We start from the raw sequence: 12980 nt of genomic DNA on the forward strand, positions 1-12980 counted from the left end.
GCAGACTGCTTGCAATTCGCGAATTTGGCTATAGCTCTACGCAAGAAGGAGCCGGAATAGCGAAACATGATACAATTTGCGCTCAGATGTGATGACGATCACCGGTTTGAAAGCTGGTTCAAATCGTCGGAGGCTTTTGACAAGCTGCACAAGGCGGGTCTGGTCACGTGCATCATCTGCGGTTCATCCAAGGTCGAAAAGGCGCTGATGGCGCCCAAGGTCCGCGACAGCAGGTCACAACGGCCGGCTGAAACGCCCAGCATTCAGGAACAGGCCCTGGCCGCCCTGAGAAAGCAGATCGAACAGAATTCGGAATATGTCGGCATGAATTTCGCCCGAGAGGCCCGGGATATCAAGGACGGCATCGCGCCCGAACGCTCGATCTACGGCGAAGCGCGCCCGGATGAGGCCAAAAAACTGATCGAGGACGGCGTGCCGGTGACCCCGCTGCCGTTTGTCCCGGGGCGGAAATCCAACTGAAATCAGGGAGTATGGCGAATGCATGTGGTTATCACCGGCGCCAACCGGGGTATCGGCCGGGCGCTGGCGGCGCATTACCACGCCGCGGGCGATCACGTCACCGGCACGGCGCGGCGTGATGCAACTCTTGCCCGCCTGGATGTCACCGACCCGGATCAGCAGGCCGCATTTGCGCAATCGCTGGCAAACCGGCCGGTTGATTTGCTGATCTGCAATGCCGGCGTCTACCTGGACAAGAACGAAACGTTTGAGCGGGGCTTTCCCGCCCCGATGTGGCAACAGACATTCGCGGCAAATGTTACCGGCGTCTTTTTGACCGTGCAGGCGCTGCTGCCCTGTCTCAAACGTGCCGACGCGCCAAAGATAGCAATCATTTCCAGCATCATGGCCAGTCAGACCAACGCGCCGGGCGGCAGCTATATCTACCGCGCCTCGAAGGCGGCCGCGCTCAACCTCGGGCGCAACCTGGCGGTTGACCTCGCACCAGATGGCATTGCTGTGGGCATTTATCACCCCGGATGGGTGCGCACTGACATGGGCGGCAATGCGGCCGATATTACGGTCGAGGACGCGGTAGCGGGCCTGACCCGCCGGTTCGATGATCTGTCACCGGAAATATCCGGCTGTTTCCAGACATGGGACGGGCGCGACCTTCCTTTCTAGGGCCACCGGCAACACCCTGCCCTCTTGCCCTGACCGGCAGTTCGGCATAAACCCCCGGCGACCCACCCGCCAAGGACGCCTCAATGCCCGTTCTCGTGATGAAATTCGGTGGCACTTCGGTTGCCACGCTTGATCGTATTCGCCGCGCTGCCAAGCGTGTGGGCGTCGAGGTATCCAAGGGCTATGACGTGATTGTCATCGTCAGCGCGATGTCGGGTGAAACCAATAAACTGGTTGGCTATGTCGATGAGACATCGCCGCTATACGACGCGCGCGAATATGATGCGGTGGTCAGCTCGGGCGAGAATGTGACCGCCGGGCTGATGGCGCTCACCCTGCAGGAAATGGACGTGCCCGCGCGCAGCTGGCAGGGCTGGCAGGTGCCGCTGAAGACCACCAGCGCCCATTCCGCCGCGCGGATCGAGGAGATCCCGACCGAGAATATCAATACCAAGTTCGCCGAGGGGATGCGCGTGGCCGTCGTTGCCGGTTTCCAGGGCATCTCGCCCGAGGGGCGTATCACCACGCTTGGACGCGGCGGGTCCGACACCACGGCCGTCGCTTTTGCCGCCGCGTTCGATGCCGAACGCTGCGACATCTACACCGATGTCGACGGTGTCTATACCACTGACCCGCGCATCGCGTCCAAGGCGCGCAAGCTTGACCGGATCGCCTTTGAGGAAATGCTGGAACTCGCCTCGCTGGGGGCGAAGGTTCTGCAAACCCGCTCGGTCGAACTGGCGATGCGGTACAATGTCAAGCTGCGGGTTCTCAGCAGCTTCGAGGAGCAATCGGACGAGGCGGGCACACTTGTCTGCGCCGAGGAGGAAATCATGGAATCAAACGTAGTCTCCGGCATCGCCTATTCACGGGACGAGGCGAAAATGACCCTGGTGTCCGTGGCCGACCGCCCCGGCATCGCCGCCGCCATCTTCGGGCCCCTGTCCGATGCGGGCATCAACGTGGACATGATCATTCAGAACATCGCCGAAGAGGGCCGTACCGACATGACCTTTTCCTGCCCGACCGATCAGGTGACGCGGGCGGAAAAAGCGCTGCAGGATGCCAAGGCGCGCGGTGAGATCAACTATCACGACCTGATCGCCGACACGGATGTGGCCAAGGTGTCCGCGGTGGGCATCGGGATGCGCAGCCAGTCGGGCGTTGCGGCCACAATGTTCAGGACGCTGCGCGACGAAGGCGTGAACATCAAGGTCATTGCCACGTCAGAGATCAAGATCTCGGTGCTGATAGACCGGAAATACATGGAACTTGCCGTTCAGGCGCTGCATGACGCGTTCGGCCTCGACAAGGCCGCCTGACCGCAGCGCATGGCCATTTCGGCAGGATTTGGCGCGCCCCGCGCGTTAACCATTTTCCGGTGCAGATCGCACCAGAATACCGTTTCACCCGGCGTAAGACTGTGATCTAACTTGGGCCGGGGTTATGCTGCCGTGCACCTGAGGGGAGGCATCGCCAGAATGGACGATCATGCGGGAACAGACAGCCGCAAATTGCTTCGCCGCCTGCGCGACGTCATGGCCGACGACGCCGCCGGCCAGCAGCGGCTTGACCAGATCACGCAGCTGATCGCAGACGAGATGCACACCGAGGTGTGCTCGGTCTATCTGTTCCGCGACGAAGACACGCTTGAACTCTGCGCCACACAGGGCCTGAACCCCGAAGCGGTGCACCAGACGCGCATGCGCCTGGGCGAAGGTCTGGTCGGCCTGGTGGCGCGCACCGGTGATGTCATCAACACCGACGATGCCCCAAGCACCAAGGGGTTCCGCTATATGCCGGAGACCGGCGAAGAGGCCTATTCTTCGTTCATGGGCGTGCCGATTCAGCGACTTGGCGAAAAACTCGGCGTCCTGGTGGTGCAATCCCGCAGCGCGCGGCGATATTCCGAAGAAGAGGTCTATGCCGTCGAGGTCGTCGCGATGGTGCTGGCCGAAATGACCGAACTGGGTGCATTTGTCGGCGAAGGCGCCGCCATGTCCGCCCGCCACCAGCAGCAGGTTCTGTTTCGCGGCGGGACCGGCCAGGAAGGCGCGGCGCAGGGCCATGTCTGGCTGCATGAGCCCCGCGTGGTGGTCACGAACCCGATCGCCGACGACCCCGACCGCGAGATCGCGCGTCTGCACGAGGCGGTCGAAGACCTGCGCGTGGGTGTCGACCAGATGCTGAGCCGCGCGGCGAGCGGCGACAAGGAACAGCTTGAAGTACTCGAAGCCTACCGCATGTTCGCCAATTCCAAGGGCTGGATGCGGCGGATGGAGGAAGACATCGCGCGCGGTCTGTCGGCCGAGGCCGCGGTGGAAAAGGAACAGTCCGCGGCGCGGGCGCGCATGGGCCAGGTGAACGACCAGTATCTGCGCGAGCGGCTGCATGATCTCGATGATCTCAGCAACCGGCTATTGCGGATCCTGACCGGCCAGGGCGGTGAGACCGGGGCGGAAATGCCCGCCGATCCCATCCTTGTCGCGCGCAATATCGGCCCGGCGGAACTTCTGGATTATGGCCGCAAGCTGAAGGGCATCGTGCTCGAAGAGGGCTCGGTCGGGTCGCACGCCGCCATCGTCGCACGCGCGCTGGCCATCCCGCTGGTCATTCACGCCGACCGGATCACGACCGAAGCGCTGAATGGCGATCTGGTGCTGGTCGACGGCGATCAGGGGATCGTGCACCTGCGGCCGGACGAAACCGTCGTGTCGGCCTTTCGTGACAAGATGGCGATGCAGGCCCAGGCGCAGGAACGCTATGCCTCGATCCGCGACAAGCCGGCCGAAACGCTGTGCGGCACAAGGATCGCCATGCACATGAATGCGGGCCTGATGGCCGACCTGCCCAGTCTGGAAAGCTCGGGCGCCGAAGGGGTCGGGCTTTTCCGGACCGAGCTGCAGTTCCTGGTGCGCAACCACATGCCCAAACGGGCGGAACTGTCCGAGCTTTATGCACGCGTGATGGATGCCGCGGGCGACAAGACTGTCATTTTCCGCACGCTCGACATCGGTTCGGACAAGGTGCTGCCCTACATGACCGCCACGGACGAGCCCAACCCCGCGATGGGGTGGCGCGCAATCCGCGTCGGGCTGGACAAGCCCGGCGTCATGCGGATGCAGCTGCAGGCGCTGATCCGGGCAGCCGCCGGGCGGCCGCTCAGCATCATGTTTCCCTTCGTGGCGCAGCGCGAGGAATTCCGCGCCGGGCGCGCGGAAATGGAAAAGGCGCTGGAGCGCGAGCGCATTCTGGGCCACCCGGTACCCGAAACCATCAAACTCGGCGCGATGCTGGAAACGCCATCGCTGGCCTTTGCACCGCATCGTTTCTACCAGGAGGTGGACTTCCTGTCGATCGGCGGCAATGACCTGAAGCAATTCTTCTTTGCCGCCGACCGTGAAAACGAGCGTGTCCGGCGGCGCTATGACACGCTGAACGTCAGTTTCCTGAGCTTTCTGGAAAATATCGTGGCGCGCTGCGATGCCACCCGCACGCCGCTTTCCTTCTGTGGTGAGGACGCGGGCCGCCCGGTCGAGGCGGCGTGTTTCGCGGCCATCGGCCTGCGGAGCCTGTCGATGCGCCCGGCCTCGATCGGGCCGGTGAAATCCATCCTGCGGCGGATTGATCTGGTGGATCTGCGCGCGGTCATCCACGAGGCCAGCGAAGAGGGCCACCAGTCTGTCCGGCCCTTCGTGATGAAATACCTCAAGGGCAAGCTCTGAACGTCAGGCGCGCTTGATCGGGTCACGAGACACCCGTTTGCGAAATTCCTCGACCAGTTCGCCATGATCGCGGTTGGCGTCGATGGCCAGCCGTCTGAGGCCAAAATGCACATGCGCCATCTGCTGGTAATAGCTGGTATAGGCATAGTTCGTCGCCGCCCCCGCCGCCGCGCCCAGTACCGGCACGGTCTGGGCCGCCAGTTTCTGCCCCAGGACAGTCGCCAGGCGCGGCGCCACCCGCGCGATCAGCGTGTTCAGCGTGGCCCCGGTTACCGCCAGCCGGGTGCTCAGAAAGGCGATGTCGGATCCGTCATCGTGATCCAGCGGCCCGGCGGCAGCCAGAACCTGGATACAGTCGAACATCACCCCCTGTTCGGCGGGATCAAACCCGTGTTCAATCGCCACGTCCTGAATCGCCCGCAACAGGATCGTCGTGGTCACCGGCAATTCCGCCATCGCACTGGGCAAACCGCCAAATCCGCCGGCAGCCCCCATCGCGGTGGTCGCCAGCCGTGTCAGCCATCCCGGCTGTTCACCCACCACGCCGCGCGAACGCTGTGCCGCGCCCATCGCCAGTTTCAGGGCCTGTTCGGTCCCGTCCCCCATGCGGGCGCGCAGCCCTTCGGGCAGCCGGTCCAGCAACCCCTCGGCCTGTCCGCCGATGACGTTCAGCACCTGGACGCCGATATTGCCCGCCCGCGCGTGGCGCCGCGCCAGCGCGTCCAGCCGTTGATCGGTGTCCGATTGACCAAGGGTCGTGTCGAGAATTTCCATGCTGTCAAGATCGGTGTTCGCAACCGCGCTTTCAAGCGTATCTGGTGACTTTGCCAGAAACACCGGCCCAGGCGCCCGGCACCAGCGCATGGCCCAGAACCCGCTCGGGGTTGGTGGGGGGCGGCATTTCCACACCGTCAAGGCGCCCGAATCCGAACCGCCCGTAATAGGGTGCGTCGCCCACCAGCATCACCCGTTCCCAGCCGCTCTGCGCCGCCCGGTAAAGGCTGTCGCGGATCAGCGAACCGCCCAGCCCCTCGCCCTGGCGGGTCGGGTGCACCGCCACCGGGCCCAGCAACAAGACCCGCGCGCCCCCCACCAGCACCGGCCAGAACCGGATCGCGCCGCCCAGGATGCCATCACTGTCGCGCGCCACCAGGCTCAGCCCGCTGACCGGCTCGATCCCGTCGCGCAGCCGGTAAGAGGACAAGGCTTCGCGCCCGGGCGCAAAGCAGAGGTCATAGAGCGCCTCTACCTCCCACCAATCGTCCTTTTCCTCGGGCCGCAATTCGAGCACGCGATTTTCCTTGCAAATTCAGGTGGCATAGCGCGTAGCACGGCGTTAGGTCTGGTTCAAACAGCTAAGAGTTACCAATGTTCTACAAACCCGAAGACGGTCACGGATTGCCGCATAATCCTTTCAACGCCATCGTAACGCCGCGTCCAATCGGCTGGATTTCCACCCGCGGAGCGGAGGGGCGCGACAACCTGGCGCCTTACTCGTTCTTCAACGCCGTGGCCTATCACCCGCCGCAGGTGATGTTCTCCTCGACCAATGCCAAACCGGATCGCGGCGACACCAAGGACAGCATCGCCAATATTCGCGAGACCGGCGTCTTCTGCGTCAACATCGTCGAATACGCGATGCGCGACGTGATGAACCAAAGCTCGGGCCCGTGGGGGAAAGAGGTGGATGAATTCGACCATGCCGGTATCGACAAGGCGGAATGCACGACAATCTCCTGCCCGCGCGTTGCCGCCGCCCCGGCATCGCTGGAATGCAAGCTGACCCAGATCGTGCAGCTGCCCGGTGCGGCGAATTTCGTGGCCTTCGGCGAGGTCACCGGCGTGCATATGCGGGACGATTGCCTGGTGGACGGGGCCTTTGACGTGACCCGGTTCAACCCGCTGACACGGCTTGGCTACAAGGATTACTCGGTGATCCGCGAAGTCTTCAGCCTGACCCGGCCGGGCGAATAGGGCCGCGGGCCCTAGTGGCCCGCCCCCAGGATACCGGTGCGCACCCCGTAATCCACCGCAATCTCGTAATCGGGGTCATCGTCGCTGTCGACCATGAGATGGCCTGCCTTGGTCAGCAGCCGGTGGCAATCGCGGCTCAGATGGCGCAGCTTGATCTGCTTGCCCGCCGCCTCGTATTTCAACGCGATCGCCTCGATCGCCTGCAGCGCCGATTGGTCCACAACCCGGCTGGCGGCGAAATCGACGATCACCGTGTTGGGATCCGCGTCTACCTTGAACAATTCCGCGAACCCATCGGTCGAACCAAAGAACAGCGGGCCCTGGATTTCATAGACCTTGGCGCCGGTTTCGGTGACCGAGTCGCGCTCGATCGCGTGGATGCGGGTGGCGTTGTTCCAGGCATAGGTCAGCGCCGAGACGATCACGCCCACGACCACCGCGATGGCCAGGTCGTATTTCACCGTCACGAGGGTCACCAGCACGATCACCGCCGCGTCGGATAGCGGCACCTTGCGCAGGATGGTCAGCGAGTTCCAGGCAAAGGTGCCGATCACCACCATGAACATCACGCCGACCAGCGCCGCCAGCGGGATCTGCTCGATCAGCGGCGCGGCAAAGAGAATGAAGATCAGCAGAAAGAGCGCCGCGGCGATCCCGGCGATCCGGGTGCGCCCGCCGGATTTCACGTTGATCATCGACTGCCCGATCATCGCGCACCCGCCCATGCCACCGAAAAAACCGGTGACGGTGTTGGCCAGCCCCTGGGCGATGCATTCCTGGCTGGCGCCGCCGCGCTTGCCGGTGATTTCGCCCACCAGGTTCAGGGTCAGCAGGCTTTCGATCAGGCCGATGGCGGCCAGGATCACCGCGTAGGGCAGGATGATCTCGAATGTCTCGAACGTCAGTGGCACGATCGGCACATGAAACGCGGGCAGCCCGCCCTGGATCGAGGCCAGGTCGCCTACGCGCGGCACGTCGAGTCCCAGCGCGATCACAAGCCCCGCCACGACGCCGATACCGGCCAGCGGCGCGGGGATGATGCGGGTGATCCGCGGCATCACCCAGATGATCGCCATGGTCAGCGCCACCAGCCCCAGCATCGAATATAGAGCGGTCCCCGACAGCCACTCGCCCCCGCCCATGCCGTGGCCGGTGTTTTCCATCGTGCCGGGCACCTTGAATTGACCCAATTGCGCCAGGAAGATCACGATTGCCAGCCCGTTGACAAAGCCCAGCATGACCGGATGCGGCACCAGCCGGATGAACTTGCCCCATCTGAGCGCCCCGGCGATCACCTGCAGCAGGCCCATCAGCACCACCGTAGCAAAGAGGTATTCGACCCCGTGCTGCGCCACCAGCGCCACCATCACGACGGCCAGCGCCCCGGTCGCGCCCGAAATCATGCCCGGCCGCCCGCCAATGAGCGCCGTGATCAGGCCGACCAGAAACGCCGCGTAAAGCCCCACCAGCGGATGCACCCCGGCGACAAACGCAAAGGCCACCGCCTCGGGCACCAGCGCCAGGGCCACCGTCAGGCCCGACAACAGCTCGATCCTCAGCCGTCCGACACTCAGCGTCTCGTCTTCCATGATCCGCAGGTCGGGCATGGAAATGTTATTGGCGAAGGCCGCCAGAATTGCGTGTTTCAAGGGATTGTCCTGTCGGTCGGAAGGTGGGCGGACGGCTCCTGTACAGCGATGGGCGCAGATTGACCAGCCTCAATATCGGGATGCCGCCATGTGCTGCGGCCATGGCAATATCAAACCTCTGAGAGTTGCCGATTTGCGCCATTTCCTTTCTTGGGCTGCTGACATATCAATCAGGCCGGCACAGCGGACGGAGGCAGAATGAGCGACACAGTGATCGGTATCATCGGCGGTTCGGGCGTCTATGACATCAACGGGCTTGAGGGGGCCGAATGGACCACGGTCGAAAGCCCCTGGGGCACGCCGTCGGACGCGATCCTGACCGGCACGCTGGACGGCGTGCGCATGGCCTTCCTGCCGCGGCACGGGCGGGGGCATGTGCATTCGCCCACCACCGTCCCCTACCGCGCCAATATCGACGCGCTTAAACGCCTGGGCGTGACGGACGTGGTGAGCGTTTCGGCCTGCGGATCGTTCCGCGAGGAAATGGCGCCGGGCGATTTTGTCGTTGTAGATCAGTTCATTGACCGCACCTTCGCGCGTGAGAAATCGTTTTTCGGAACCGGCTGCGTGGGGCATGTCAGCGTGGCCCACCCGACCTGCCCGCGGCTGCGTGACGCTTGCGAAACCGCGGCACGGGCTGCCGGGGTGACGGTGCATCGCGGCGGGACTTACCTGGCGATGGAAGGGCCGCAATTTTCGACCCTGGCGGAATCGCGGATGTATCGCGATGTCTGGGGCTGCGACGTGATCGGCATGACCAACATGCCCGAGGCCAAGCTCGCCCGCGAGGCCGAGCTTTGCTATGCCTCGGTGGCGATGATCACCGATTATGACAGCTGGCACCCCGATCATGGCGAGGTGGACGTGACCCGGATCATCGCCACGCTGATGGGCAATGCCGACAAGGCGCGCGACATGGTATCGCGCCTGCCCGCCCTGCTGGGCCCCGATCGCGCCCCCTGCCCGCATGGCTGTGACCGCGCGCTGGACCACGCCATCCTGACCGCACCCGACGCCCGTGATCCGGCACTGGTGGCCAAACTCGACGCGGTCGCCGGCCGTGTTCTGACGTAGGGGGAAAACGCCCCCTACGTCACGCGGTATCCAATCATCCGTTATTCGAGCTTGACGATTTTCTTGTCGACCTTGAACTGGGTCGAGCCGCTCGCCTTGATAATGTCGCGAACCGTTCTTGGTTGTGGGCAGTTTTCACACGAGTCCGGGTCTATGATCAGCGGCTTGACAAAACCCACCCATTTCTCCTGACCCGTTGCCTCTTTCACGGCAAGGATGGAATCGACCATGAATGGCGTCAGGCCGGGATCACGCGTCACGACAAGAACACCCTGCAGACAGACCGGGTCCATCGGCGCGTTCACTGCGGTGCGAAACCTCTCGGCATATGCCCAGATCTTGACCGGCCGTTTCACCTTGAAAATATCGGGAATGCCAACCGGAAGGCGTTCGCTCATGGCGGTGAGCGTGTCATTCAGGGTGACACCCCAGATATTCAGCGCGGTCAGCTTGCGATTGGCCCAAGCATCGGCGGAAAATTTCTGCAGCGAGCAGAACTTGCTGCGGACAAATTTCTCGTCCTCGTGACTGTAGACAAAGACATCACCCGGTTCGGCATCCGCGATCTTGTTTGCGGGCAAAATCAGCCTTGCATAGCTGATGTCATCGTCATCCGCGTCCAGCAGGATATTCTCGGCGAACTTGAAGCCCAGAACCAGCACGGCCAGCATGATGAACAGCCAGGACTTGTAGCCGACATGTTCTGAAAGTTTGAATTTTCTCTCGGGTTTCATGGCGATCACTGCGGGCAGCAAAGGTCTTCACCGCAATTGTAGTAGCCTTCCGGACAGGCCGCGAAAGCTGAAGCGGTGGATATGAAAAAAGTGGCGATAGCCAGGACAAACATGGCGCGCATAATCAATCTCCTTCCAATAGATTTTGACAAAAAATTCCGGGTTGTGCGGACATGGTCTCATACACGCCAGGGTTTGTCAGTGAACGGCTTCACACCTGCGGGGGCTTGCGGTCAGGCGGCGAAACTGGAATTCATGGCCGGGCCGACCGGGAGGATTTGAAACATGCCCTTTGATCTTTGGATAACCTTTGTTGCCGCCTCAACCGCCCTGCTGTTGATTCCCGGCCCCACCGTCCTGTTGGTGCTCAGCTACGCGCTCAGCCAGGGGCGTCGCGTTGCACTGGCCAGCGCGGCGGGCGTGGCCCTGGGTGACCTGATCGCGATGACGGCATCCTTGCTGGGCCTTGGTGCGCTGGTGCTGGCCTCGGCCACGTTGTTCACGCTGCTGAAATGGGCCGGGGCGATCTATCTGGTGTGGATGGGCGTGAAACTGCTGCGCGCGCCGCGCTCCGAGGGGCTGGATACGGTTGCAACCGCCGGCACGACCCCGCGCCGGGTGTTCACCCACGCGGCGGCGGTGACCGCGCTCAACCCCAAATCCATTGCCTTCTTCATCGCCTTCGTCCCGCAATTCGTCAGCGTCGGAACCGCCCTCGTGCCGCAATTCGCCATCCTGATCGCCACGTTCGTCGGGCTGGCAGCGCTCAACGCCCTGGCCTACGCCTTGCTGGCGGATCGCCTGCGCATGACCATCAAGCGCCCGTCGGTCATCACCTGGCTGACACGTGGCGGGGGTGCGGCGCTGGTGGGCATGGGCCTGATGACCGCAACATTGCGGCGCGCCCCTTGAGCGGCAGCCCCGGCACCGTTCTGATCCTGGGTGCCGATGGCTTCATCGGGCGGCACCTGGCCTTTGGCCTTCGCAACAAGGGATGGCAGGTGATCGCCTCGGCCCGCCGCACCCGGCGCTTGGAGCGCATGGGGTTCAAAACCCTAAAGGCCGACCTGGCGGCGCCCCGCACGGCGAGACCGTCCTTCTGGCGCCCGCATCTGTCGGAGGTCACGCATCTGGTCAACGCCGCAGGGGTTCTGAGCGCGCCCGAGGCGATCTGCGAGGCGGTGCATGTCACCGCGCCCGAGGCGCTTTACAAGGCGCTGCCAGATGGCGCGACGGGGATCCTGATTTCGGCCGTGGGCATTGACCGGGCGGACACAGGCTTCGCGATTTTCAGACGCGCGGGTGAAGACTGCGCAGCCCGGCACGGCATCTCGATCCTGCGTCCGGGCCTGGTTCTGGGTGACACCTCCTATGGCGGCTCTTCGCTGATGCGCGCCCTTGCGGCCCTGCCGCTGGTCACGCCTGTGATTGGCAAGGGCCGTCAGATCTTCAACCCGATCCATGCCAGCGACCTGAGCGATATTGTCGCCCATTTGCTGCAGAACCCGCCCCCGCCCGGCCCGCATGAGGTAGGCGGCCCGGAACAGGTCACCCTTGCGGAGATGTTGCGCGCCATGCGCCGCTGGCTTGGGCTGCGCAGAGCACCGGTGCTGAGGCTGCCGCTGCCCCTGGCGCGGCTGATGGGGCGGATCGGGGATGCCATGCGCCTTGGCCCGATTTCGGCAACGGCGGTCACGCAGCTGGAAACCGGCGTTCTGGCCCGCCCGGGCCCGGCGATCAGCGAGCTGCCCGTCCAGCCGCGCGGTTATTCAGATTTTCTGGCGGCGCGGCCGGCGGGCACGCAGGATCTCTGGCACGCCCGGCTTTACCTGATGCGCCCCTTGCTGCGGCTGGTGCTGGCCCTGCTGTGGCTGGCCTCGGGGCTCATCGGCCTGATGCTTCCGGCGGGCCAGTTCCTGCCCTTGGTGCCGGACAGTGGGCTGAGTGACGGCACGCTTGTCCTTCTGGCGCGGCTTGGCGGCGTGGCCGACATCGCCATCGCGCTGGCCCTCTTGCGCGGATGGCGCCCGCGGCTGATGGCCGGCCTGCAAGGGGCGGCGATCGCGGGCTATACGCTCGTATTCGCTTGGCTTGCGCCTGCGCTGTGGCTGTTGCCGCTTGGCGGGCTGTTGAAGAACATTCCCCTTCTCGCCCTGATTGCCGTGCAGGCAATACTTGAGGATGAGCGTTAGGCATGGACCCGTCCCTGATCGCGAAATGGCTGCATATCCTCAGCGCAACCGTGCTGTTCGGCACCGGATTGGGCACGGCGTTTCAGATGGTCTGGGCCATGCGCACCGGCAGGGTCGAAACCATCCGTTCCGTGGCCTCGGGCGTGGTCGTGGCGGATTGGCTTTTCACCACGCCCGCCGGGCTGATCCAGCCGCTTACCGGGATCTGGCTGGTGCATCTGGCCGGCTATTCGTTTTTTGAACCGTGGTTGGTGGTCACCTACGCGCTATATGTACTGGCCTTTCTGTGCTGGGCGCCGGTGGTCCATCTGCAGATCCGGATCCGCGATCTGGCCGGTGTGGCCCTGTCGAACGGCACCGCCCTACCCGAAGAGGCCCGGCGCGCCTATCGGCTGTGGTTCGCGCTTGGCTGGCCCGCCTTTGCCGCGATGATCGCGGTTTACTGGCTGATGGTCGCGAAACCGGTCCTTTGGTAAACGGCCGCCGCCC

General features: G+C 63.8%; 13 protein-coding genes. 9 read left to right on the forward strand and 4 right to left on the reverse strand.

The genetic code is table 11. The features are described 5' to 3' along the window. The first annotated feature begins 66 nt into the window (after positions 1 to 66). The 4 genes from AAFO92_RS13520 to ptsP all read left to right on the forward strand — a co-directional run bounded on the left by AAFO92_RS13520 (position 67) and on the right by ptsP (position 4868). Positions 67 to 480 (forward strand): DUF1178 family protein, encoded by a 414-nt coding sequence (locus tag AAFO92_RS13520; protein ID WP_347535972.1) that lies wholly within the window; start codon positions 67 to 69, stop codon positions 478 to 480. A gap of 18 nt (positions 481 to 498) precedes the next feature. Further along, a complete protein-coding gene (locus AAFO92_RS13525) occupies positions 499 to 1143 on the forward strand; it encodes an SDR family oxidoreductase (protein WP_347535974.1) in 645 nt (214 codons plus the stop codon). 83 nt (positions 1144 to 1226) lie between these two features. Further along, complete coding sequence (locus AAFO92_RS13530) at positions 1227 to 2465, forward strand: aspartate kinase (protein WP_347535976.1); 1239 nt, start codon at positions 1227 to 1229, stop codon at positions 2463 to 2465. Positions 2466 to 2624: 159 nt separating this feature from the next. Then, positions 2625 to 4868 (forward strand): phosphoenolpyruvate--protein phosphotransferase, encoded by a 2244-nt coding sequence (gene ptsP / locus AAFO92_RS13535; RefSeq protein ID WP_347535978.1) that lies wholly within the window; start codon positions 2625 to 2627, stop codon positions 4866 to 4868. 3 nt (positions 4869 to 4871) lie between these two features. On the opposite strand, the gene AAFO92_RS13540 is transcribed toward ptsP, so the two are convergent. Beyond that, on the reverse strand, positions 4872 to 5642 hold the full coding sequence (locus AAFO92_RS13540) for an EcsC family protein (RefSeq protein WP_347536381.1): 771 nt from the start codon (positions 5640 to 5642) through the stop codon (positions 4872 to 4874). A gap of 31 nt (positions 5643 to 5673) precedes the next feature. Continuing rightward, positions 5674 to 6159, reverse strand: coding sequence for an N-acetyltransferase (locus tag AAFO92_RS13545; RefSeq protein ID WP_347535980.1), 486 nt, complete (start codon positions 6157 to 6159; stop codon positions 5674 to 5676). Between the two features lie 77 nt (positions 6160 to 6236). Here AAFO92_RS13545 and AAFO92_RS13550 point away from each other — a divergent pair, with 77 nt between their 5' ends. Continuing rightward, entirely contained in the window at positions 6237 to 6842 is a 606-nt protein-coding gene (locus AAFO92_RS13550; protein WP_347535982.1) for a flavin reductase family protein, read from the forward strand. An 11-nt stretch (positions 6843 to 6853) separates the two neighbouring features. Here the strand turns inward: AAFO92_RS13550 and AAFO92_RS13555 are convergent, their stop codons facing one another. Beyond that, positions 6854 to 8491, reverse strand: a complete 1638-nt coding sequence (locus AAFO92_RS13555) for a SulP family inorganic anion transporter (RefSeq protein WP_347535984.1) — start codon at positions 8489 to 8491, stop codon at positions 6854 to 6856. Between the two features lie 198 nt (positions 8492 to 8689). Between AAFO92_RS13555 and AAFO92_RS13560 the strand changes: the two genes are divergently transcribed. Continuing rightward, positions 8690 to 9565: an S-methyl-5'-thioadenosine phosphorylase gene (locus AAFO92_RS13560; RefSeq protein WP_347535986.1), complete on the forward strand. Its 876-nt coding sequence runs from the start codon at positions 8690 to 8692 to the stop codon at positions 9563 to 9565. A gap of 41 nt (positions 9566 to 9606) precedes the next feature. On the opposite strand, the gene AAFO92_RS13565 is transcribed toward AAFO92_RS13560, so the two are convergent. Next, on the reverse strand, positions 9607 to 10299 hold the full coding sequence (locus AAFO92_RS13565) for a hypothetical protein (protein ID WP_347535988.1): 693 nt from the start codon (positions 10297 to 10299) through the stop codon (positions 9607 to 9609). Positions 10300 to 10584: 285 nt separating this feature from the next. On the opposite strand from AAFO92_RS13565, the gene AAFO92_RS13570 reads away from it, so the two are divergent. The 3 genes from AAFO92_RS13570 to AAFO92_RS13580 are packed head-to-tail and all read left to right on the forward strand — an operon-like array spanning position 10585 to position 12967. Further along, the gene (locus AAFO92_RS13570) at positions 10585 to 11211 is read left to right on the forward strand and encodes a LysE family translocator (RefSeq protein WP_347535990.1); all 627 of its coding nucleotides are present in this window, start codon (positions 10585 to 10587) and stop codon (positions 11209 to 11211) included. Next, the gene (locus AAFO92_RS13575) at positions 11208 to 12491 is read left to right on the forward strand and encodes a DoxX-like family protein (protein WP_347535992.1); all 1284 of its coding nucleotides are present in this window, start codon (positions 11208 to 11210) and stop codon (positions 12489 to 12491) included. The genes AAFO92_RS13570 and AAFO92_RS13575 overlap by 4 nt, the downstream gene beginning before the upstream one ends. A 2-nt stretch (positions 12492 to 12493) precedes the next feature. Then, on the forward strand, positions 12494 to 12967 hold the full coding sequence (locus AAFO92_RS13580) for a DUF2269 domain-containing protein (RefSeq protein WP_347535993.1): 474 nt from the start codon (positions 12494 to 12496) through the stop codon (positions 12965 to 12967). Positions 12968 to 12980 lie beyond the last annotated feature (13 nt).

The organism is Roseovarius sp. CAU 1744 (assembly GCF_039839345.1).
Classification (GTDB): Bacteria; Pseudomonadota; Alphaproteobacteria; order Rhodobacterales; family Rhodobacteraceae; genus Roseovarius.

Bases quoted from the DNA above. Each gene is read 5' to 3' on its own strand.
- AAFO92_RS13530 (WP_347535976.1), top strand. From the start codon at position 1,227: ATGCCCGTTCTCGTGATGAAATTCGGTGGCACTTCGGTTGCCACGCTT.
- AAFO92_RS13570 (WP_347535990.1), top strand. From the start codon at position 10,585: ATGCCCTTTGATCTTTGGATAACCTTTGTTGCCGCCTCAACCGCCCTG.
- AAFO92_RS13580 (WP_347535993.1), top strand. From the start codon at position 12,494: ATGGACCCGTCCCTGATCGCGAAATGGCTGCATATCCTCAGCGCAACC.
- AAFO92_RS13525 (WP_347535974.1), top strand. From the start codon at position 499: ATGCATGTGGTTATCACCGGCGCCAACCGGGGTATCGGCCGGGCGCTG.
- AAFO92_RS13565 (WP_347535988.1), bottom strand. From the start codon at position 10,299: ATGAAACCCGAGAGAAAATTCAAACTTTCAGAACATGTCGGCTACAAG.
- AAFO92_RS13550 (WP_347535982.1), top strand. From the start codon at position 6,237: ATGTTCTACAAACCCGAAGACGGTCACGGATTGCCGCATAATCCTTTC.
- AAFO92_RS13540 (WP_347536381.1), bottom strand. From the start codon at position 5,642: ATGGAAATTCTCGACACGACCCTTGGTCAATCGGACACCGATCAACGG.
- AAFO92_RS13520 (WP_347535972.1), top strand. From the start codon at position 67: ATGATACAATTTGCGCTCAGATGTGATGACGATCACCGGTTTGAAAGC.
- AAFO92_RS13560 (WP_347535986.1), top strand. From the start codon at position 8,690: ATGAGCGACACAGTGATCGGTATCATCGGCGGTTCGGGCGTCTATGAC.
- ptsP (WP_347535978.1), top strand. From the start codon at position 2,625: ATGGACGATCATGCGGGAACAGACAGCCGCAAATTGCTTCGCCGCCTG.